We start from the raw sequence: 18,669 nt of genomic DNA, 5'->3' as shown, positions 1-18,669 counted from the left end.
GCGCATGACGAACTCGAGAACGGGCTGGCCCCGCGGTCGCACCATGTGGATCCTCGGCACGCTGGCCCTGTTCGCGGCGGGTGTCGTGATCGGCATCGCCCTCGGCTCGGTCTGGATCGGCCTGCTCCTCGCCCTGATCGTGTCGATCGGATGGCTCATCGCCTACGAGTCGTGGCGGGGTCGCAACGTCGGCATCTACGACCGGGACGACGACGGCGCCCAGCTCTGAGACTCATGCCCACTGCCTGAGCTTGTCGGGATTGCGCACAAGCCAGATGTCCACGATCCTCCCGACGGTGTCGACCCCGAATGCGGCGAGCCCGACGGCTTCGCCGCCCTGGCGCAGCAGGTACCCGAGACCGTCACCCGTCTCCACGGGCTCCAGGCTCGCATCGGGCTGCTTGGCGAGGATCCCGAGGACGAACCTCGCGACGTTGTCCGCGCCGACGACGGGACGACGCGCGGCGGAGACCCGACCTCCCCCGTCCGAGGTCAGGACGACCCCAGGATCCAGCGCGACCACCAGCTCCTCGAGCCGTCCACTCGCGCACGCCGCGGCGAACGCCATGACCACCTGGTCGTGAACGGCACGCGATGCGCGTCGATCTCGTTCCTCGCCGACCTTGCGCCGAGCGGATGCGGCGAGCTGGCGCACTGCTGCGGGCGAGCGTCCGACCGTCTCGGCGATCTCGGCGAAGGGGACCCCGAACACATCGTGCATCACGAAAGCCACCCGCTCGGCCGGCGTCATCGCGTCGAGGACGATCTGCAGCGCGAGACTCACGGAGTCGTCCAGCGTGACCGAGTCGAGCGGATCCGTCGCCGGCCGAGCCGCACCGATAGCGCCGGACGCGGGCACCGGCTCGGGGAGCCATGGCCCGACATAACGCTCGCGACGAGACCTTGCGGAGCCGAGCACGTCGAGGCAGATGCGAGAGGTGACGCGATTGAGCCACGCCCCCGGCCGGTCGATGGCGGCTCGCTCCTGTTCGCTCAGCGCCACCCAGCGCAGGTACGCCTCCTGCACCGCGTCCTCGGCCTCGCCCACGTCGCCCAGCATCCGGTAGGCGAGAGCCACCAGCGACACCCGCTCATCCTCGACATCGCGCATGGCTGCACCCCTCTCATCCGTTCGACGACACAGCCTCTCCGATTGTGACCTCACGTTCTGACCGGCTGCGTCGTCGATGACGCAGAAGCACCCGACGGACGGGGCGGAGAGGACGTGACATGCGAATCGCGATCGCGGGAGGAACCGGGCTGCTCGGCGGCAAACTCGCGCACGAGGCCGAGCAACGGGGACATGAGGTGCGGTTGCTCTCGCGCGCGACCGGCATCGACCTCACGGCACCCGACGGCATCACTTCCGCTGCGGCGCGGATCGAGGGGTGCGATGCGGTCGTCGATGTCCTCAGCGTCGGCACGCAGAGCGACGCGGTCTCGGTCGCCTTCTTCGAGTCCACGACGCGGGCGTTGCTGTCCGCAGAGGAGCGAGCGGGGGTCATCCACCACATCGCCCTCTCGATCGTGGGCGTCGACCGCGCACCCACCGCCTACTACGCCGGGAAGGTGGCCCAGGAACGCGCGGTGCAGCAGGGCGCGATCCCGTGGACGATTCTCCGGGCGACCCAGTTCCACGAGTTCGCGGCGCAGATGTTCACCGTCGCCTCCCGCGGTCCGATCCACCTCGCCCCGCGGATGCGCACGCAGCCCGTCGCCGCTGACGAGGTCGCAGGGCACCTGGTCGATCTCGCCGAGATGCCGGCGTGCGGACGCGTTCCGGATCTGGCGGGCCCGCACGAAGAGAGCCTCGTCGACATGGTCCGGCGCTACGCCCGCGCCACGGGTCATCACGGGTGGATCCCGGCGGTGTCATTGCCCGGATCGTTCGGACGAGCGATGCGCGACGGTCGACTCCTGCCCGACGCCGGCGCCACGATCGGACGACAGAGCTTCACCGAATGGATCGCGTCTCTGGGGTGAGTGCCACGGGCCGAATCGCGCGCCACCCCTGGAGGGCGCGCACAGCGCGCTCCTAGGATGGGGCGCGTGACCACCACAGATCCTGCCCTGCCACCGATCGATCCCCCCGCCGCATCCGGACCTGCTCTGCAGTTGCGCGGCCTGACCAAGCGCTTCGGTGACAAGGTGGCCGTCGCCGGCATCGACCTCGACGTGCCCACCGGCTCCTTCTACGGGCTCGTCGGCCCCAACGGCGCGGGCAAGACGACGACGCTGTCGATGGCCACGGGTCTGCTGCGCCCGGATGCGGGAACCGCCGTCCTGCACGGGGTCGACGTGTGGCGCGACCCGGTGGCCGCGAAGGCGATGATCGGCAACCTCGCCGACGGCGTGCGCCTGTTCGACCGGCTCACCGGCGAGCAGCTCATCACATACACCGGCATGATGTTCGGTCTGGCGCGCGACGAGGTGGCCGCCCGCACCGCCGATCTGCTGACCCTCATGGACCTGACGGAAGCCGCCGGCACCGCCGTCGTCGACTACTCCGCGGGCATGACGAAGAAGGTCGCGCTCGCCTGCGCCCTCGTGCACGCGCCCCGCATCCTGGTGCTCGACGAGCCGTTCGAGTCGGTGGATCCCGTCTCCGCGGCGAACATCGAGGACGTGCTGCGCAGCTACGCCGGCAGCGGCGGCACCGTGATCGTCTCGAGTCACTCGATGGACCTCGTGCAGCGTATGTGCGACCACGTCGCGGTCATCGCGAGCGGGCGCGTCCTGGCGGCGGGCACGATCGACGAGGTGCGGGCCGGCCAGAGCCTGCAGGACCGCTTCGTCGACCTCGTCGGCGGCCGTCACCATTCGGAGGGACCGCAGTGGTTGCGACTCTCCTGAAGCTGCGCTTCCGCGTCCTCGGCAACACCCTCGCCGCCAACCCCTGGCAGCTCGTCGGGTTCATCCTCGGCGGACTCTGGGCCGTCGGGCTCCTGATCGGCGTGTGGATCGGGCTGTTCGCAGCGGGCTTCGCCGGCCTCGACGTGGTGACGATGGTGGTGACCGCGGGCGGTGGCATCCTCGTGCTCGGCTGGGCGCTCGGACCGCTGTTCGTCGCGGGTGTCGACACGACGCTCGATCCCGTCAAGCTCGCCCCGTTCCCCCTGACGACGAACAAGATGATGGTCGCCCTCACGGCTGCCGGGCTCACCGGCATCCCCGGGATCGCCTCGATCGCGGGCGCACTCGGCCTCTTCCTCGCGCTGTGGCGGTGGCCGATCGCCCTCGTCGCCGCCCTCGTGTGCATCCCGCTGGGCATCCTCACCTGCGTCGTCGTGTCGCGGCTCATCGCCGCGCTCAGCAGCAGCGCCGGCGGCAACCGCCGCACGCGGGAGCTCCTCGGTGGTCTCGCGTTCCTCGTGATCATGCTCGCCGGGCCCATCACGATCGGCATCATGAACCTGCTCGACGCGGGAGTGAGCGCCGCAGGCGATCCCACTGACCGCATCGGCGGCATCATCTCCGCGGCCTCGTGGACTCCGATCGCCGCCGCGTGGGCGGTGCCGGCGACGCTGGCGTCGGGCGACATCCTCGGGGGCATCCTGAAGCTGTTGATCGGGGCTGCGACCCTGGTTCTCCTCTGGTGGCTGTGGCGACGATCGCTGGCTGCGGCCCTGGTCTCGCCGCCGCGTGCGCGCACCGCCACGGTCAAGGCGGGCAAGATCGGCTGGTTCGGGCGCATGCCCACCGGCGGCACGGGAGCGACGTGGGCACGAGCGCTGACGTACTGGCTGCACGACCCGCGCTACCTCCGTCAGCTCCTGGTGGTGCCCATCTTCCCCGTGCTCATGCTGTTCTACTCCGGCGGCGACGTGCGCAGCCCGCTGTTCGCGTACTCCGCGGTGCTCGTCGCCTTCGTGCTCAGCATCGTCTCCTACGCGGATGTGTCGTACGACGGCACCGCCTTCGCGACGGTGCTCGCCACCGGTGTGCGCGGCCGGCAGGACCGCGCCGGCCGTCTCCTCGCCGCGGCCGGGCTCGGGGTGCCGTTGACCATCGCGATCGCGATCATCACGGTGGGCCTGTCCACGCAGTGGTCGCTGCTCATGCCGGTGCTCGGCGCGAGTCTCGGCCTACTCCTGACCGGATACGGCGTGTGCGCGATCAGCTCGGCATCGATCGTGCAGCCCGTCCCCGCCCCGGGCGACAGCCCGTTCAAGCGGGTTCCCGGGGCCAGCGTCGTGACGGCGCTGCTCATGTTCGTGATCTGGATCGGCATCGCGGTGCTCTCGTTGCCCTCGCTCATCCCCGCCATCCTCGCCGGCGTGACCGGCGACGCGATGTGGGGATTCGTGGCGCTGGCGACGGGCCTCGTCCTCGGCGTCGTGTTCGCCATCGTCGGGGTGTTGGTGGGCGGACGCGTCTTCGACCGCAACGCGCCTGCCCTCCTCGCGCAGTTGCAGAGCTTCAAGGGCGCCTGACCGCAATGCCACGACGAGGGCCCCGGAGCGTGTGCTCCGGGGCCCTCGTCATTTGCGCGGTCAGGCGGGGAACAGCTCCTCCAGGACGCGGACGACACCGTGCTCCAGGTGGGAGGGCGCGCGCAGGCGGGCGCGGGCGGCCACATCCGGGTGCGCGTTGGCCATCGCGTACGAGTGGTAGGCCGCATCCATCATCTCGAGGTCGTTCAGGTAGTCGCCGAAGACGGCGGTCTGCTCGGCTGAGACACCCAGCACATCCTGGAGCCGCCGGAGCGCGACGCCCTTGTTGACGCCGCGGTTCATGACGTCGACCCAGTGTGCACCGGAGACGACGACCTGGTGCGTGCGGGCGATCTCGGACAGCGCCGGGGCCGCGCCCGTCTCCGCGTCGCCGAAGTCGTAGACGGCGATCTTGAGGACGTCGTCGTCGACCTGCTCGAGATCGGGCACGTGCTCGAGCAGCGCGTAGTACTTCTCCGCCTCCGCACGGAACGCTCGGTCGTCGCGCTCGATGTATGCCGAGCGCTTGCCGCAGAGCACGACGCCCACATCGTGGCTCATCCCGCGCACTCGGCCGAGGACGTCGGCGACGACGGCACGGTCGAGGGTGTCGGAGGCCAGCTCCGCGCCGTCGCGCACGACGTACGTGCCGTTCTCGGCGATGAAGACCATCCCGTCGGCGTGGTCTTCGAACTCGCGGCGCAGGGTCGCGTACTGCCTGCCGCTGGCCGGCGCGAAGAAGGCGCCGGCGCGCCGCATCCGCTCCAGGATGGGCCACAGACCCCCGGGGACGCGGCCGTCGCCGTCGAGGAGCGTGCCGTCCATGTCGACGGCGACCAGGCGGATGTCGGATGCGGGCTCGCTCATCCCCCCATCCTCCCCGATCCGCCGGACGCGTCCGCGCTCAGGTGGTCGCCGCGGTCTGCTCGGCGAGCGGGGCCGGCCTCTCCGCGTAGCTGCGCGAGAGACGCCGGTACTGCGGCGACAGGAACGCGCCGACGACGATCACCAGCATGACCAGGCTCGCCGCGACGAACACGAGCGCGATGCCCCGCGCTTCGCCGTCGCCCAGCAGCCAGCGCCACCCGTCGCGACCCGCGTCCGTGCGCATGTACGGGATGAGCCAGAACTCGGCGAGCGGGCCGATGAGGAAGGCCGAGATGGGCGCGGCCGCGGACTCGATGCTCGCGGCGAACCCGAAGACGCGCCCCTGCGTCTCGTACGGCACCACTCGCTGGATGATCGTCTGCTCGGCGGCCTCGGCCACCGGCATGAGCGCCATGAACACCAGCATCCCCACCGCGTACAGCCACCACCATTCGCGCAGCGCGAAGGTGAGCCCCAGCCCAGAGACGCCGACGTTCACCCATAGGAGCGTGCGCACGGGGTTCTTGCCGAGACCGAATCTGGCGACGAGACCGCCGCCGATGATGAAGCCGATGCTCGTGATGCCGAGCACGACGCCCCAGATCTCGACGCTGAAGAGCGTGAGCCCGTACGGGTCCATGAGCGCCATGAAGACGCCGCCCACGAGGTTGTTGAACGTCGTGAACAGCAGGAGCGGCATGAGTCCTGGCACCGAGCGGATGGCGGGAAGCACCCCGCGGAACGTGAATCGCCGCGGCGGGGCTTCGGGGTCGTGCGCGACTCCTCGTTCGGGGATCGGTACGAACAGCAGGTGGGCGAAGGCGACGGCGGTCGCGACGATCGCGATGAAGACGGTCGGCCCCATGCCGAGCAACCCCACCGAGAGCCCCGAGAAGACGCTCGTGACCATGAACGCGACACCTTGGACCGTACCCACGAGCCCGTTCGCGCGGTCGCGACGCTCGGCCGGCACGAGAAGGGTGACCGTCGTCGACATCGCGATGTTGCGGAGGTTCTCGACGACCCCGCCGATCAGGATGACGCCCGCGAACAGCCAGAACCACGGGCCGCCCCAGTCGATGAGTGCGGATGCGGGAAGCGCGAGAAAGAGGGCGCCCGCGAGCAGGTACGTGGCCAGGGTGATGAGGCTGGAGAGCACCATCACGGCCTTCTTCTTCATGTGGTCGACGATCGCCCCGAAGACGACGCCGAACACGGCCACCAGGAGCATGTAGCTGCCGCCGATGATCGAGGTGGCGAGCACGTTGCGCGTTTCGAGGTACGCCCAGAACGTGAGCGCGAACCACAGGTAGCTCGTGGTCACGTTGGCGACGAGCGTGTTGGCCAGGACCTGGTAGAAGCTGCGCATGCGCGAGGTGCGGGCGTGCTCGGCCGTGTCGGGGCTTTCGAGCATGGCGGGCTCCGCTTCGCTGGATGGTGGGTCCATCATGACGTCAGGCGCCGACATGCGCGAGGGTTCGGGTTTTCCCGAATCCGGTCGTCGGGATTGCTCCGATGTGGCCCGCGCAGTGCGCCCCTACTTTGGAGACATGACTTCCGCAGCTCCCACCGTGCGACGCGCGAGGCGCTTCGCCCCGGCGCAGACCGCCGGGGCGATCGCCCAGCTCGCCGCGCTCGGCCTCATCGGCCCCTTCATCCTGAGCACCCTGATCGGCCTGTTCGGCACCGGACTCGGGCTCGTGCCGGCCCTCGGCGTGGGTCTCGTCGTGCTCGTCGGACTCGTCTACGTCATGTACGCGGTCGGGTGGCTGGAGATCGCGCGGATCGACGGGCTCTACGGACTCGGCCTCCCCGCCCCGCGCTTCAGCCCCCGGCTCCGACCGGGCTTCGGCGGCTACCTGCACTCGCTCTGGCACCAGTTCATCGATCCCTCGATGTGGCGGGCGTTGGCCAACACAGCGATCGCCACCGTCATGGGCGTCACGGTCGTCAGCCTGGTCTCCGTCGCCACCGGCGCGATCGGCGTCGCCTTCGCACCCCTCTCGGGGGTCGACGAGGTGTGGGTCGGCGTGGGCACGATCCCCGCAGGTTGGGCACCGGTCGTGGGCGTCGTGACCGCGCTGGCTGCGATCGCGGCGACGATCGGCCTCGGACTGCTGCACGGCGTGATCAGCCGCGCCCTCCTCGGCCGCTCCCGCAGCGCGATGCTGGCGCAGGCGGCACGCACCTCCGACGCACAGCGTGCCGGAGCCATCCGCGCCGCCGACGTCGAACGCACGCGCATCGAGAGGGACCTCCACGACGGCGTCCAGCCGCGTCTCGTCTCGGTCGGCATGACCCTGGGACTCGCCCAGCAGAAGATCGATGACGACCCGACGGCCGCCAAGGCGCTGCTCGAAGAGGCACACACCTCCACGAAGGCTGCGATCACCGAGCTGCGCCAGCTGGCCCGCGGCATCCACGCCTCCGTCCTGGACGACCGTGGACTGGATGCGGCCCTTTCCGCCCTCGCCGCCCGCTCGCACGTGCCGGTGGCGCTGGACGTACGCGTCGACGGCCGCTGCTCCCGAGAGGCCGAGACCGCGGTGTATTTCGCGATCGCCGAGTCCCTCACGAACGCGGCGAAGCACTCGCGTGCCGCCGAGTGCCGCGTGGTCGTCCGCGTCCGCGACGGCGCCACCCTCTGGGCCCGCATCGAGGACAACGGCATCGGTGGCGCGCGGGTCCTGCCCGGCGGCGGCCTCGACGGCATCTCGAACCGCATCCTCGCCGCCGGCGGAAACGTCCGCCTCGACAGCCCGCAAGGCGGGCCCACCGCACTGGAGGTGAGTGTGCCGTGCGCATCCTGATCTGCGAGGACTCCGTCCTGCTGCGCGAAGGTCTCGTCCGACTGCTGGCGGACGCCGGGCACGACGTGGTCGCCGCCCTCCCGGACGCGAGCGAGCTCGATGAGAGCGTCGCCGCCACCGACCCGGAGCTCTGCATCCTCGACGTGCGCCTGCCCCCGACCTACACCGACGAGGGCATCCGCGCGGCGCTGCGCCTGCGCTCGGCGCACCCGCAACTGCCGGTGCTCGTACTCTCGCAGTACGTCGAGGAGCGGTACGCGAGCGAGCTGATCGCCGCGAACGGCGGAGCGCTCGGCTACCTGCTGAAGGACCGGGTCGCGGATGTGGCCGACTTCCTCGACACGGTGCGCCGTATCGGCGGCGGAGCGACCGTGCTCGATCCCGAAGTCATCGCGCAGCTGCTGAATCGGCGCACCCGCGACGAGCGGATGCAGCGACTCACCGAGCGCGAATCGACGGTGCTGGCGCTCATCGCCGAGGGGCGGTCGAACCAGTCGATCGCAGCGACCCTCTTCCTCTCGGAGGCATCCGTCGAGAAGCACATCACCGCCATCTTCCAGAAGCTCGAACTCGAGCCCGGCGAATCGGGCAACCGCCGCGTTCTCGCCGCCCTCGCGCACGTCGAGCACGGCGCCGGCGAGACCGGCCCGCAGACACCTCAGACAGGAGCATCACGATGACCACGCTCACCCCTCCCCCTGCGAATCCCGGCGAGGCCACTCCTTCGGGCTCGGCGACACCGCCCCGGCATCCCGCAGGCAAGGCCGTCGCGATCACCGCGATCGTCATCGGCGCCGTGATCCTCGGCGGCACCGTGGTCTCGGGCGCCGCGAACGCCGTGACCGCCTCGCTGCCGACGTCGTCGCAGACGCTCAGCGTCGCCACCACCGGCGTCACCGAGGTCGACGTGGATGCCAGCGCGGCGCTGTTCGAGCTGCGCTTCGCCGACGTCGACGAAGCGCGGCTCGAGGTCACCGCCGGCCGATCCACATGGCGGATGGAGCGTGACGGCGACGAGCTGAAGGTCACCGCCCCCGAAGGGTTCTTCGGGATCGGCTGGATCGGCCAGCAGCCGCGAGTCCTTCTGACGCTCCCGCGGTCGCTCGAGGGCGTCGATGCGTCCCTCACCCTCTCCGCGGGCGAGCTTCGCGCGACGGGCACGTTCGGCGATCTCGACACGCATCTCTCGGCCGGCAGCCTCATCGTCTCCGGCGAGGCCCGCACGATCGACACTTCCATGAGTGCCGGAAGCTCTGACATCCGCCTGTCGGGTGTCACCGAGGCCGCGTTCGAGCTCTCGGCGGGGAACCTCGCCGCCGAGTTGACCGGCGACACCCCCCGCAGTATCGACATCGGCGTCAGCGCCGGATCCGCGGACGTCACCGTGCCGCGCGGCAACTACGACGTCCGCTCCAATGTGGAGGCGGGCGGCGTCGACAACCGGCTCTCCGCGGGCAGCGGTCCCCGCATCCCCGTCAAGGTCCGCGTCTCCGCGGGCGACGTCACCCTCCGCGACAACGGCTAGGCGCGAGCGAGCATTCATTGAGCGAGCGAGCATCCGATCGGGTGCTCGCTCGCTCAATGCGTGCTCACTCGGCGAGTGCAGGAGGAGGATGAGAGGGTGACGTCCTCCTCCTTCTCCGCATGGCTGCGGGCGCAGCCTTCGCTCGCCGGGGCAGCACCGGCTCTCGACACGGCGAGTCTTCCAGATGGGCCACACGTGCTGTTCGAACAGTGGCTGCGCGGCGCACAGGCCGCCGGCGTCGCCGAGCCGCACGTGGCGACGCTCTCGACCGTCGATGCGGACGGGCTCCCCGATGCCCGCGCGCTGATCCTCAAGGACGCCGGTCCCCGCGGATGGGCGGTCGCCGGTCCCCGGTCCTCCGCGAAGTCCGAACAGCTCGCGGCGCACCCGGTGGCGGCCCTCAGCTTCTGGTGGCAGCCGATCGTCCGCGCCGTGCGGCTGCGTGGCGGGATACAGCCCGCCCCCGCCGCAGAGATCGCGGCGGATTTCGAGGCCCGCCCGGAATCCGCGCGTTCCGGCAGGACGCCCGAGGACTGGATGCTCTGGTGGCTCGCGCCCACGCACGTCGAGTTCTGGCAGGGCTCGCCCGACCGGCGCCACGCGCGCATCATGTACGAGCGGAGGGGTGAGACCTGGCACCACGAGGTGCGCGGGGGCGAGACGAGCACCCCCGCGCAGGGAGCCGCATCTCGCCGATAGCCTCAAAGGATGCGGCAGGAGCAGAGTCTTTCGGGAGGCAACTCGGCGGGTCCCGTCTTCCGCGCGGGGAACACCGTCCGCAAGGCTTGGACGCCGGCATCTCCTCACGTGCACGCGTACGTCACGTCCCTGCTCGAGGCCGGCGTCGACGCGCCCGCTCCCCTCGGCCGTGACGAGCAGGGCCGTCAGGTGTGGGAGTTCGTCCCCGGCCCGCTGGCGGCGGAGGGCCTGACGCGACCGGAGCTTCATCGTGTGGGCGGGATGGTGCGCGCCATCCACGATGCGAGCGTGGGATTCGCGGCGCCGGCGGATGCGGCCTGGGATTCGGCGATCCCGGCGCCCGGCGCCGAGCTGGTCTGCCACAACGACCTCGCCCCGTGGAACCTCGTGATGGGCGAGAGATGGGTCTTCATCGACTGGGATGCGGCGGCTCCCAGCACCCGACTCTGGGATCTCGCGTACGCTGCGCAGGCGTTCACGCTCAACGATCCGTCGCGCTCCCCCGCCGACGCCGCTGCGGATCTGGCCGCCTTCGTCGACGGATACGGGGCGGACGCCGCGCTGCGTGCGGCGCTGCCCGCAGCGATGGCCGCCCGCGCGCAGGCGATGCACGAGCTTCTGCGCTCTTCCCACGCGGCGGGCCGTGAGCCCTGGGGATCCATGTACGCATCCGGCCACGGCGATCACTGGCTCGCCGCATCCCGCTACGTGCGCGAGCACGAGACGAAATGGGCGCGGGCACTGGGCGCGCGCTCGACTCGGCTATGACGCGCCGAGGATGCTGCGCAGGGTCTCGGTGTAGTCCTCGAACGCGCGGCGTCCGGTCTTTGTCAGCGACAGATAGGTGACCGGCGTCCGACCGCGATGCGTCTTCTCGACAGAGACGTAGGACGCCTCCTCGAGCTTGCGCACATGAGTGGAGAGGTTGCCGGCCGTCATGTCGAGCAGTTCCTGCAGTCGCGGGAACGACACGCTGGTGCCGGGGTCGAGAGCCGCCAGAGCGGCGGTGATGCGCAATCGAGCTGCTGCGTGAATGACCGGGTCGAGCTCGGTCACGGTGCCACCCCAGCGACCGGTCGACGGCCGATCCACAGCGCGACGTAGGCGGCGGCCAGGAGGAAGACCCCGCCGCCGGCCACAGCGAGCACGAGCAGAGGCGCACCGGTGAACGGTGCGACGACGGCAACGAGCACGAGCCAAGCCCCCATCGCGATCGTCGGCCAGTTGGGCCAGATACCACCCGCGATCACGTACATGACGCCGACGAAGAGCACGCCGGCCACCGGAAGGAAGACCCACAGCAGGGCGGGATCCATTCCGTTGCGCACGAGACCGAGACCGACGAGGAACAGCCCGAGCAGTCCGACCGGCCACGTGAGACCGAAGACAGGACCGACCCACTCGATCGGCCCACGGTGTCGCAGACCACGCCCCATCCGCGCCCCGAAGATCGAGCTGACGGCCAGCGCTCCAGCCATCGCGACACCGCAGACGGTGAGGGAGATGGGAGCTGCCACCGCGGCCCGCTCCACAAGCCAGAGCGCTCCGAACCCGATCAGGAGCGCGAGTCCCCATGCGAGCAGGATCCACGGCACACCCCGCGCCTGCTGTCGCGCGAGCGCGCGCTTCTCATGCTCGATCACCTGGAGTATGACGGCTGGGGCGTCGGAGGAAGCAGCGTTCGCGGAAGTCATACCAACTTTGTATCGCAAAGTAGTCTGCGAAGGCAAGAGCAGAGTTGCCGCCTCAGAGCGCGAGCATGCGCTCGCTGCGCTCCCAGAGCTCTCGCGCCAGAGCAGCATCGTCCGCCTGTGCGTGAGTCCGCGCGGGCCTGCGCTTCACGTAGTACTCGCCCGTCGCATAGTCACGACCAGGCTCGCCCTCCGCGAGGTACACGAGGGTGTCGGCACCCTTGGGGATGCTCGTGAGGAAGAGCTTCTTGAGGGGCGTCTGGTAGATGAGGCGCATGGGCGAGCCGGGTGCGTTCGAGAAGCTCGTGGCGATGTTGCCCGGGTGGAACGCCACCGCGCCGATGCCCTGTGCGCGGTAGCGCCGATCGAGCTCTTTGACGTGGAGGATCTGCTCGAGCTTGGCGGTGCCGTAGGCGCGCGTGGCGCCGAAGGAGCGCTCGTTGTCGAGGTCGTCGATCTCCAGCTGACCGAACAGACGCGCGCCGACGCTGGAGGTGTTGATGATCGTGGCCGTGGAGGCGATGAGCCGGTCCATCAGCAGCTGTGTGAGCAGGAACGGCGCGAGGTAATTCACCTGAAAGGTCATCTCGTGTCCATCGATCGTGCTCTCACGCACCTTGCCGAAGATGCCCCCGGCGTTGTTGGCGAGCACGTCGATGCGGTCGTACTGCGTGAGCAGATCGTCGGCGAGTTCACGAACGCTCGCGAGATCGGCGAAGTCCGCGAGGTGCACACGCGACCCGACCTCTCGGGCGATCTGCGCGGTGCGCTCGCGATTGCGCCCGACGGGGATGACGGTGTGCCCCTGCGCGTGCAGCACCCGCGCCGCCTCCCGCCCGATGCCGTCGCTCGCACCGGTGATCACGATCGTCTTGCCCACCATGAGGCCTCCTTCGCCGTAGCTCGCGAAAGCCTAGTCCTCGTTGTCAGCGAGGCAGCATGAAGAAGAGCCCGAGGACCGCGAGCAGGAGCGCCGCGAGCGAGACCACGAGCGCGTGCGCGTTGCCCCCGTATCGCGCAGACCGCGCCAGAGCGATGATCGCCAGCAGCACCCAGAGCCACGAGGTGAACAGGAATGCCGCCATCGGCATGAGCGCCGCCATGCTGCTCGCGCCGCTCGTGGTCAGCATGATCCACGAGAAGGACGCCCAGAAGATCGCCAAGGGCACGAAGGCGATGTACGCGAGAACGAGATTCAACGCCTGCGGCGGACGCGGGCGGCCCCGCTGGTCAGAGCTCATGTCGTCCTCCGGCGTCGATGGGTCGGAAGTGCCACCGTACCCGGTCTGATCTCGTCAGGACACGCGGCAGATGATCTCACCGTGCAGGACCGAGAACCAGCCGTCGTCGGATGCGGCCCACTCACGCCATCCGGCGGCGATCCGGTCGAGCTCGTCGCCGTCGGTGTCAGGGCTGCTCTCCAGCTGCCGTGCGAGCGCGGACTGACGGATGCGGTCCGCCCACAGATTGCCCCACCACATCCGCTCATCGGCGCTCGCGTAACACCACGTGCTCGACGACGCGCTGATGTCGGTGAGCCCTGCCTCCCGCGCCCAGGAGAGGAGGCGTCTGCCGGCATCCGGTTCGCCGCCGTTGGCGCGCGCCGCCGCCTGGTACAGCTCCAGCCAGCGGTCCATCTCGGGCAGCTGCGGCCACCACGCGAACCCGGCGAAGTCGGCGTCGCGCACCGCGATGATCCCGCCGGGCCGAGTGACCCGCGCGAGCTCCCGCAGCGCCTGCACCGGATCCGCGATGTGCTGCAGCACCTGATGGGCGTGCGTGACCTCGAACGAGTCGTCGTCGAACGGCAGAGCGTGCACGTCCGCGATCCGCACGTCGACGTTCGCGGTTCCCCGCTCTCGAACGGTCGCGCGGGTCAGTGCTGCCTCGTCCTCGCCGATCTCGGTGGCGGTGACGTGGGCCACGCGATCCGCGAGATCGACCGTGATCGTGCCTGGCCCGGCCCCCACATCCAGCAGTCGGTCATCGGCTCCGAGGAAGGGCAGAAGGTAGGCGGCGGAGTTCTCGGCGGTACGCCAGCGGTGCGAGCGCAGCACGGATTCGTGGTGACCGTGGGTGTAAGTGGACATGCCTCCAGGCTCCGGCTTCGAGTCGTCCCGACGGAAGACCGTACTGTTCATAGGAGCGGTCCACCCACCCAGCCGAGAGGAGCCGGTCATCGCGAACGAACTCGGCGACTTCCTCCGTGCTCGCCGTCAGGACAGGGCGCTCGCGCCCGGGCACGACTCCCCCGGCGCCCGGCGGACTCCAGGCCTGCGCCGCGAGGAGGTCGCGACCCGCGCCGGGATCAGCGTCGACTACTACATCCGGCTCGAGCAGGGGCGCGAATCCCACCCGAGCGATGCCGTACTCACGGCTCTCGCCCACGCGCTCGCGCTGTCACCGGATGCGGCGCGTCATCTCGTGCGGCTCCGCGACGCCGACGCTGCGCCCGCCGAGCCGAGGGCGGACAGCGGCCTCCTCCCGCGGATGTCGGCGCTCGTCGCGGCGGTCCGCCCACACCCCGCGTACGTGCTCGACAGGTTCAGCACGATCGTCGCGGCGAACGAGGAGGGGATGTCGCTGCACGCCGGGCTCGCTGAGCTTCCGCCCCCGCAGCGCAACACGTGCCGCTATCTGCTGACCGACCCGCGCGCCCGGGAGACCTTCCTCGACTGGGAGGAGCTCGCCCGCGGCGCCGTCGCCCACCTGCGCGCGGCGAACGTCGACCGCCTGGATGATCCGCGACTCGGGGATCTCGTGCGCGAGCTCGGGACGAGGAGCCCGCAGTTCACGGCATGGTGGAGCGGCCACATCGTCGAGCGGCGCCGGGGCGCGACCACCCGCATCCGGGGCCTCGACGGTGTCGTCGTCGAGCGGAGTTATGAGATCCTCCATCTGCCGGACGACGCCGTGCGCCTGACGATCTGGCTCCCGCCGGCGGCGTGAACACCCGACCTACACTCGTGCCATGAGCGCTTTCCTCCCCGGTTCCCGCGGCACGCAACCCTGCCCGAATTGCGGCGCCCAGGTCGCGCAGTCGGACCGGTACCCCGAGTACCTCTGCGGCGAGTGCGAGGCTCGCGCAGTGGATGCGGACGGCGCCCGCGTCACCGGATCGAACGCCTCCTTCGGCGGCGGCTTCGTCCTGCACTGGCCCGACGGCGAACACGAGTCACTCCCCTGCGCCTCGGCCCGGGTCTGGGTCGACGGGCGCGAGTGGGAGTACTCCGAGGCGCGCTTCGGCGGGGTGCTGATCACGCCGGTCCGCGAGAACTGACGTCCGATAACAGATCAACATCTTCCGCGCCGAGGTACCGGTTGCCGGAGGGTCACCTCCTTGCTCACGACTCGAGCGCCTCGTATGCGCCACGCAGTCGTGTGAGTGCACGGGAATAGCGCGAACGCGCAGTCGCCGGACCCACCCCCACGACGCGACCCGCTGCCGCGATCGACAGTTCCTCCCACACCACGAGTCGAATGAGTTCCTGGTCGCGCTCTGGCAGAAGCTTGAGTGCCTCAGCTGCGATGAAAGCCTCGTCCGGGATAGGAGGGGCCGGTACGGATGCGGCGGCGCGCAGCGCTTCGTGCGCCAGGTCGCGACGTACGCGCCCGCGGCGGTGGGTCGACAGCACCTTCCGCGCGATCCCGTATGCCCAGGCTCTGCGTTCAGCCTCAGCGATCGGAAGACGCGTGCGGTGCTTCCAGAGCGCGATGAGCGTTTCGGAGGTGCAATCGGCCGCATCGTCAACGGGCGATACACGACGCGCGAAGTAGCGCAGCAGCAAAGGGACGAGCGGCGCCACGGCCTCCTCGAACGCCCCTTCCGCGGACCGAGTCACCCCGGTAAGAGCCTCGAAGATGTGCTCAGCATCGTTCTCACCGCCGATGGCATCGGCCGCGCTCACCGCCTGTCTCCCAGGACTTCGTTGTAGATCTCCTCGCCGAGCGCCGAGCGATCGACACCATCCCAGCCGGGCGCACCCTCGAACTGCGCCATCGCCTGGGCCGCATCGCTATCCCCTGCTGCGATCCGCTCGGCGTATGCACGCATGATGTCGGTGACGCCACCTCCGTCCGTCGCGACCAGCGTCGGCCAATCAGATGCTTCCGTGATCACTCGCGACGCGGCTTCTTGCGCCACGGCGTCACCCCTGTCGTGAGCTGCGATCCACGCGCCGAGCCAGTCCTTGTAAGACTCGGACTCGAAGGTGCGTCGGAGCAGCCGCTCCGGCGCGAGTGCGTTGTCAGCTGTCATGATCACCACGACACGGCCAGTGAGGTCCTCCCGGGTGACGCCCGGCGCGAGCGGCATCCACTCGGGGTAGACCGACTCGACGACCTCGTCGAGATCGGGAGCGCTCAGATCGATCCACTCGCTGTTGCAGTCGTACTCAGTACTCGTGCACGAACCGCGGTCATCGCCGGGGTTCGGCGATCCGAACCATCCGGTACGTGCGACAAGCCCTGAGGCGAGGGCACCTGCAGGAACGCCGACCACAAGAACTGCGGCCAGACTTGTCGCAATGAGCAGCCGACGTCGCGGCTTACGTGCTGCGCGCGACCGCCGCAGAGACTCGGATGCCTCGGCGGTCGACAAGGTGATTGCAGACGCAGGGTCAGCAGCACGCAGAACTGTGAGCAGCTCGGCGTCGGACATGGTGTTCATTGGTGATCCCATCGGGTGGCGATAACCCGTTCATGTCCGCTGCCGACCGAACCGTTGCATGGTCCCAACAACTTCCTCGCCGAGTCGCGTCCGGTCAGGGCTGGAGGGCTCGACTCCTTGAGGCTCCACGATCTTCTCGACGACAGTCTCCCGGCGCGCCGGCGCGGGGCGCGCACCTGACCGCTCACCCGGTAGTCGGCTATGCGTCGGCAAAGAATCACGAAAAGGTAACGGAAACCTCTTCCCCTCCGTTACCTCACCGTTATAGAGTGCTCGCACGGTAGTTGTTTTGCTGTGGCAGCTACCGACATGTGATTGCAGGACACTCTTGGTGCAAAGGGACAAGGGCCGGTCGGAAGCCTCTCCGACCGGCCCTTACTGCTGTCCGCGATGCGTCAGCTCTGCGACTCCGAGACCTGCAGCGCGGGGGCGTCGTCACCCGTCACGATCTCGACCTTCCGCGGCTTGGCCTTCTCGCTGACGGGGATCGTGACACTCAGCACGCCGTTGCGGTAGCTCGCCGAGATCTTCTCGGTGTCGAGCCCCTGACCGAGGCTCAACTGACGCAAGAACGTGCCCGACGTCCGCTCCCGCGTGATCCAGGTGACTCCGTCACCCGCCGAAAGCGTGCGCTCGGCACGGATGGTGAGCAGCTGACCGTCGATGTCGACGTCGACCGATCCGGGATCGATGCCCGGCAGGTCGGCGGTGAGGACGTAGTGGTCACCGTCGCGGTAGAGGTCCATCGGCATCTGCCGAGGGCCGCGCCGCGCGGTGTCGAAGAACGTGTTCGCCATGCGCTCCAGGTCACGGAGCGAGTCGTATGCAGCCATAGTCGTCTCCTCTCGAGCGGGATCGGATGCGGGATCCGACCCGTAGTCCCTAAGTTGAGCCCCCTTGGCTCAACAATCACAGATTAGCACTCTCGCATGGAGAGTGCTAGTTCTCACAGCGCCCTCCAGAGCGTTTCTGTGACCTCATAGAATCGGCGGGTGAACGACCCCGCCGAGGCGGCGAGACGGCCGCCTCTGCTGCGGAGGATCGCCCTGAATCCGCTGGTCTGGGCGGCCGCCTGCATCCTGGCAGCGCTGCCCGGATACCTCACCGACGGCGGATTTTTCTCGTACCTGATGTCGATCATCGCTGGGGCCCTCTGCGGGATCTGGTTCGTGAACCTCACGGTTCGCATGCCGCATCCGACCGGCGCGATCGTCCACCTGCTCGTGGCCGTCGCGCTCGCACCAGCGCTGTACGCATCGATCGAACTCCTTCCGCCGCTCTTCGCGCCCGGCGCACCGCGGGCGATCTACGCGGGGCTGCTGCTCGCACTGCCGCCAGCCGCCGGCTGGGTCTGGATCACGCTTCTCAACCGCGTGATCAACCTCCTGCCGGGCAAGACCCGAGCACAGCCGCGGGTACCGCTCGCCTGGGAGAACGACGGCGACGCGGTCATCGTCCGCTTCCGGGCGATCCCGATGCGGATGCGGGAGCTCACCGTGTGGATGGTCGCCACCATCGTCGTGACGGGGGCGGTCGTCACGACGGCGCTCATCACATTCAGCACCATCGTCGAGCGACTCGGACCCCGCCTGCTGATCCTCGCGCTCGGGGCGCTCTTCGCCTTCCCGGCCTACCTCGTCGTCACCGCACTGCTGCGCAGGCGCTCGGTCGAGGCGAGCGTGCGCGTGTCACGCGACCGGATGTGGATCACGGCAGGTGAGGCGACGCACGCGCTTCGGCTGAGCGAGATCGAGCGGCTGCGATGGGGCATCACGAGCGACTACGCGCGGCTTGAAGTCACCGCACCGGGGATCGATCTGGCGCTGCTGGTGGGCATCGCGAAGCAGGCGGACGGACTCGCATCCGAGCTTCCTCCGCTGCCGGCGCGCACCCTTCGTCTCGCCGAGGCGGAAGGGCTCGCGAAGTCCGCCTCGCGCCGCGGGCTGGTGACCCTCTCGCGCGAATAAGAGCTCCC

23 protein-coding genes are annotated in these 18,669 nt (G+C 69.5%); 12 read left to right on the top strand and 11 right to left on the bottom strand.

The features are described 5' to 3' along the window. The first annotated feature begins 4 nt into the window (after nt 1-4). On the top strand, nt 5-229 hold the full coding sequence (locus tag LXM64_RS03040; RefSeq protein ID WP_137417961.1) for a hypothetical protein: 225 nt from the start codon (nt 5-7) through the stop codon (nt 227-229). Nucleotides 230-232: 3 nt separating this feature from the next. Here the strand turns inward: LXM64_RS03040 and sigJ are convergent, their stop codons facing one another. Further along, nucleotides 233-1,111 carry an RNA polymerase sigma factor SigJ gene (gene sigJ, locus LXM64_RS03035; protein WP_234074568.1) on the bottom strand — a complete coding sequence of 293 codons (879 nt, stop codon included), beginning with the start codon at nt 1,109-1,111 and terminating at the stop codon, nt 233-235. 119 nt (nt 1,112-1,230) lie between these two features. On the opposite strand from sigJ, the gene LXM64_RS03030 reads away from it, so the two are divergent. From LXM64_RS03030 to LXM64_RS03020, 3 genes are read left to right on the top strand one after another with little or no spacing between them, the layout of a single operon-like run. After that, a complete protein-coding gene (locus LXM64_RS03030) occupies nt 1,231-1,983 on the top strand; it encodes an SDR family oxidoreductase (RefSeq protein ID WP_234074567.1) in 753 nt (250 codons plus the stop codon). Between the two features lie 57 nt (nt 1,984-2,040). After that, nucleotides 2,041-2,853, top strand: coding sequence for an ABC transporter ATP-binding protein (locus LXM64_RS03025; protein ID WP_137417963.1), 813 nt, complete (start codon nt 2,041-2,043; stop codon nt 2,851-2,853). After that, nucleotides 2,835-4,433, top strand: a complete 1,599-nt coding sequence (locus tag LXM64_RS03020; RefSeq protein WP_234074565.1) for a hypothetical protein — start codon at nt 2,835-2,837, stop codon at nt 4,431-4,433. Before LXM64_RS03025 ends, LXM64_RS03020 begins: the two co-directional genes overlap by 19 nt. Nucleotides 4,434-4,493: 60 nt before the next feature. Here the strand turns inward: LXM64_RS03020 and LXM64_RS03015 are convergent, their stop codons facing one another. Both LXM64_RS03015 and LXM64_RS03010 read right to left on the bottom strand, forming a co-directional pair. After that, complete coding sequence (locus LXM64_RS03015; protein WP_234074564.1) at nt 4,494-5,300, bottom strand: Cof-type HAD-IIB family hydrolase; 807 nt, start codon at nt 5,298-5,300, stop codon at nt 4,494-4,496. A gap of 37 nt (nt 5,301-5,337) precedes the next feature. Continuing rightward, a complete protein-coding gene (locus tag LXM64_RS03010; protein ID WP_326490536.1) occupies nt 5,338-6,714 on the bottom strand; it encodes an MFS transporter in 1,377 nt (458 codons plus the stop codon). 136 nt (nt 6,715-6,850) lie between these two features. Here LXM64_RS03010 and LXM64_RS03005 point away from each other — a divergent pair, with 136 nt between their 5' ends. From LXM64_RS03005 to LXM64_RS02985, 5 genes are all read left to right on the top strand, one after another. After that, a complete protein-coding gene (locus LXM64_RS03005; RefSeq protein WP_234074563.1) occupies nt 6,851-8,110 on the top strand; it encodes a sensor histidine kinase in 1,260 nt (419 codons plus the stop codon). Next, entirely contained in the window at nt 8,098-8,790 is a 693-nt protein-coding gene (locus tag LXM64_RS03000) for a response regulator transcription factor (protein ID WP_234074562.1), read from the top strand. Before LXM64_RS03005 ends, LXM64_RS03000 begins: the two co-directional genes overlap by 13 nt. After that, nucleotides 8,787-9,635 (top strand): DUF2807 domain-containing protein, encoded by an 849-nt coding sequence (locus LXM64_RS02995; protein ID WP_234074561.1) that lies wholly within the window; start codon nt 8,787-8,789, stop codon nt 9,633-9,635. The genes LXM64_RS03000 and LXM64_RS02995 overlap by 4 nt, the downstream gene beginning before the upstream one ends. A 96-nt stretch (nt 9,636-9,731) precedes the next feature. Continuing rightward, the gene (locus tag LXM64_RS02990; protein WP_234074560.1) at nt 9,732-10,334 is read left to right on the top strand and encodes a pyridoxine/pyridoxamine 5'-phosphate oxidase; all 603 of its coding nucleotides are present in this window, start codon (nt 9,732-9,734) and stop codon (nt 10,332-10,334) included. A gap of 9 nt (nt 10,335-10,343) precedes the next feature. Then, the gene (locus tag LXM64_RS02985) at nt 10,344-11,102 is read left to right on the top strand and encodes a phosphotransferase (protein ID WP_234074559.1); all 759 of its coding nucleotides are present in this window, start codon (nt 10,344-10,346) and stop codon (nt 11,100-11,102) included. On the opposite strand, the gene LXM64_RS02980 is transcribed toward LXM64_RS02985, so the two are convergent. The 5 genes from LXM64_RS02980 to LXM64_RS02960 are packed head-to-tail and all read right to left on the bottom strand — an operon-like array spanning nt 11,097 to nt 14,115. Then, nucleotides 11,097-11,390, bottom strand: coding sequence for a transcriptional regulator (locus tag LXM64_RS02980; RefSeq protein ID WP_234074558.1), 294 nt, complete (start codon nt 11,388-11,390; stop codon nt 11,097-11,099). The genes LXM64_RS02985 and LXM64_RS02980 overlap by 6 nt on opposite strands. After that, nucleotides 11,387-12,028, bottom strand: coding sequence for a hypothetical protein (locus LXM64_RS02975; RefSeq protein WP_234074557.1), 642 nt, complete (start codon nt 12,026-12,028; stop codon nt 11,387-11,389). The genes LXM64_RS02980 and LXM64_RS02975 overlap by 4 nt, the downstream gene beginning before the upstream one ends. Before the next feature lie 52 nt (nt 12,029-12,080). Next, a complete protein-coding gene (locus LXM64_RS02970) occupies nt 12,081-12,908 on the bottom strand; it encodes an SDR family NAD(P)-dependent oxidoreductase (RefSeq protein WP_234074556.1) in 828 nt (275 codons plus the stop codon). Between the two features lie 43 nt (nt 12,909-12,951). Continuing rightward, nucleotides 12,952-13,266, bottom strand: a complete 315-nt coding sequence (locus LXM64_RS02965; protein WP_234074555.1) for a hypothetical protein — start codon at nt 13,264-13,266, stop codon at nt 12,952-12,954. Between the two features lie 54 nt (nt 13,267-13,320). Next, nucleotides 13,321-14,115: a class I SAM-dependent methyltransferase gene (locus LXM64_RS02960; RefSeq protein ID WP_234074554.1), complete on the bottom strand. Its 795-nt coding sequence runs from the start codon at nt 14,113-14,115 to the stop codon at nt 13,321-13,323. Between LXM64_RS02960 and LXM64_RS02955 the strand changes: the two genes are divergently transcribed. Further along, complete coding sequence (locus LXM64_RS02955) at nt 14,114-14,974, top strand: helix-turn-helix domain-containing protein (protein WP_234074553.1); 861 nt, start codon at nt 14,114-14,116, stop codon at nt 14,972-14,974. The two genes, LXM64_RS02960 and LXM64_RS02955, sit on opposite strands and share 2 nt — an antisense overlap. A 22-nt stretch (nt 14,975-14,996) precedes the next feature. Continuing rightward, nucleotides 14,997-15,305, top strand: a complete 309-nt coding sequence (locus LXM64_RS02950) for a hypothetical protein (protein ID WP_234074552.1) — start codon at nt 14,997-14,999, stop codon at nt 15,303-15,305. A 64-nt stretch (nt 15,306-15,369) separates the two neighbouring features. On the opposite strand, the gene LXM64_RS02945 is transcribed toward LXM64_RS02950, so the two are convergent. The 3 genes from LXM64_RS02945 to LXM64_RS02935 all read right to left on the bottom strand — a co-directional run bounded on the left by LXM64_RS02945 (nt 15,370) and on the right by LXM64_RS02935 (nt 17,527). After that, on the bottom strand, nt 15,370-15,933 hold the full coding sequence (locus LXM64_RS02945; protein WP_234074551.1) for an RNA polymerase sigma factor: 564 nt from the start codon (nt 15,931-15,933) through the stop codon (nt 15,370-15,372). After that, on the bottom strand, nt 15,930-16,694 hold the full coding sequence (locus LXM64_RS02940; protein ID WP_234074550.1) for a hypothetical protein: 765 nt from the start codon (nt 16,692-16,694) through the stop codon (nt 15,930-15,932). Before LXM64_RS02940 ends, LXM64_RS02945 begins: the two co-directional genes overlap by 4 nt. A gap of 395 nt (nt 16,695-17,089) precedes the next feature. Next, nucleotides 17,090-17,527: an Hsp20/alpha crystallin family protein gene (locus tag LXM64_RS02935; RefSeq protein ID WP_234074549.1), complete on the bottom strand. Its 438-nt coding sequence runs from the start codon at nt 17,525-17,527 to the stop codon at nt 17,090-17,092. A gap of 159 nt (nt 17,528-17,686) precedes the next feature. On the opposite strand from LXM64_RS02935, the gene LXM64_RS02930 reads away from it, so the two are divergent. Continuing rightward, nucleotides 17,687-18,661: a hypothetical protein gene (locus tag LXM64_RS02930; protein WP_234074548.1), complete on the top strand. Its 975-nt coding sequence runs from the start codon at nt 17,687-17,689 to the stop codon at nt 18,659-18,661. Nucleotides 18,662-18,669: the final 8 nt, after the last annotated feature.

Source organism: Microbacterium binotii (genome assembly GCF_021398715.1).
Taxonomy (GTDB): Bacteria; Actinomycetota; Actinomycetes; order Actinomycetales; family Microbacteriaceae; genus Microbacterium; species Microbacterium binotii_A.
This window is presented reverse-complemented; position numbering and strand designations above follow the sequence as displayed.

Bases quoted from the DNA above. Each gene is read 5' to 3' on its own strand.
- LXM64_RS02935 (WP_234074549.1), bottom strand. From the start codon at position 17,527: ATGGCTGCATACGACTCGCTCCGTGACCTGGAGCGCATGGCGAACACG.
- LXM64_RS03040 (WP_137417961.1), top strand. From the start codon at position 5: ATGACGAACTCGAGAACGGGCTGGCCCCGCGGTCGCACCATGTGGATC.
- LXM64_RS02960 (WP_234074554.1), bottom strand. From the start codon at position 14,115: ATGTCCACTTACACCCACGGTCACCACGAATCCGTGCTGCGCTCGCAC.
- LXM64_RS02955 (WP_234074553.1), top strand. From the start codon at position 14,114: ATGCCTCCAGGCTCCGGCTTCGAGTCGTCCCGACGGAAGACCGTACTG.
- LXM64_RS02995 (WP_234074561.1), top strand. From the start codon at position 8,787: ATGACCACGCTCACCCCTCCCCCTGCGAATCCCGGCGAGGCCACTCCT.
- LXM64_RS03030 (WP_234074567.1), top strand. From the start codon at position 1,231: ATGCGAATCGCGATCGCGGGAGGAACCGGGCTGCTCGGCGGCAAACTC.
- LXM64_RS02975 (WP_234074557.1), bottom strand. From the start codon at position 12,028: ATGACTTCCGCGAACGCTGCTTCCTCCGACGCCCCAGCCGTCATACTC.
- LXM64_RS02950 (WP_234074552.1), top strand. From the start codon at position 14,997: ATGAGCGCTTTCCTCCCCGGTTCCCGCGGCACGCAACCCTGCCCGAAT.
- LXM64_RS03005 (WP_234074563.1), top strand. From the start codon at position 6,851: ATGACTTCCGCAGCTCCCACCGTGCGACGCGCGAGGCGCTTCGCCCCG.
- LXM64_RS02985 (WP_234074559.1), top strand. From the start codon at position 10,344: ATGCGGCAGGAGCAGAGTCTTTCGGGAGGCAACTCGGCGGGTCCCGTC.
- LXM64_RS03025 (WP_137417963.1), top strand. From the start codon at position 2,041: ATGGGGCGCGTGACCACCACAGATCCTGCCCTGCCACCGATCGATCCC.
- LXM64_RS03010 (WP_326490536.1), bottom strand. From the start codon at position 6,714: ATGCTCGAAAGCCCCGACACGGCCGAGCACGCCCGCACCTCGCGCATG.
- LXM64_RS03015 (WP_234074564.1), bottom strand. From the start codon at position 5,300: ATGAGCGAGCCCGCATCCGACATCCGCCTGGTCGCCGTCGACATGGAC.
- sigJ (WP_234074568.1), bottom strand. From the start codon at position 1,111: ATGCGCGATGTCGAGGATGAGCGGGTGTCGCTGGTGGCTCTCGCCTAC.
- LXM64_RS02940 (WP_234074550.1), bottom strand. From the start codon at position 16,694: ATGAACACCATGTCCGACGCCGAGCTGCTCACAGTTCTGCGTGCTGCT.
- LXM64_RS02965 (WP_234074555.1), bottom strand. From the start codon at position 13,266: ATGAGCTCTGACCAGCGGGGCCGCCCGCGTCCGCCGCAGGCGTTGAAT.
- LXM64_RS02970 (WP_234074556.1), bottom strand. From the start codon at position 12,908: ATGGTGGGCAAGACGATCGTGATCACCGGTGCGAGCGACGGCATCGGG.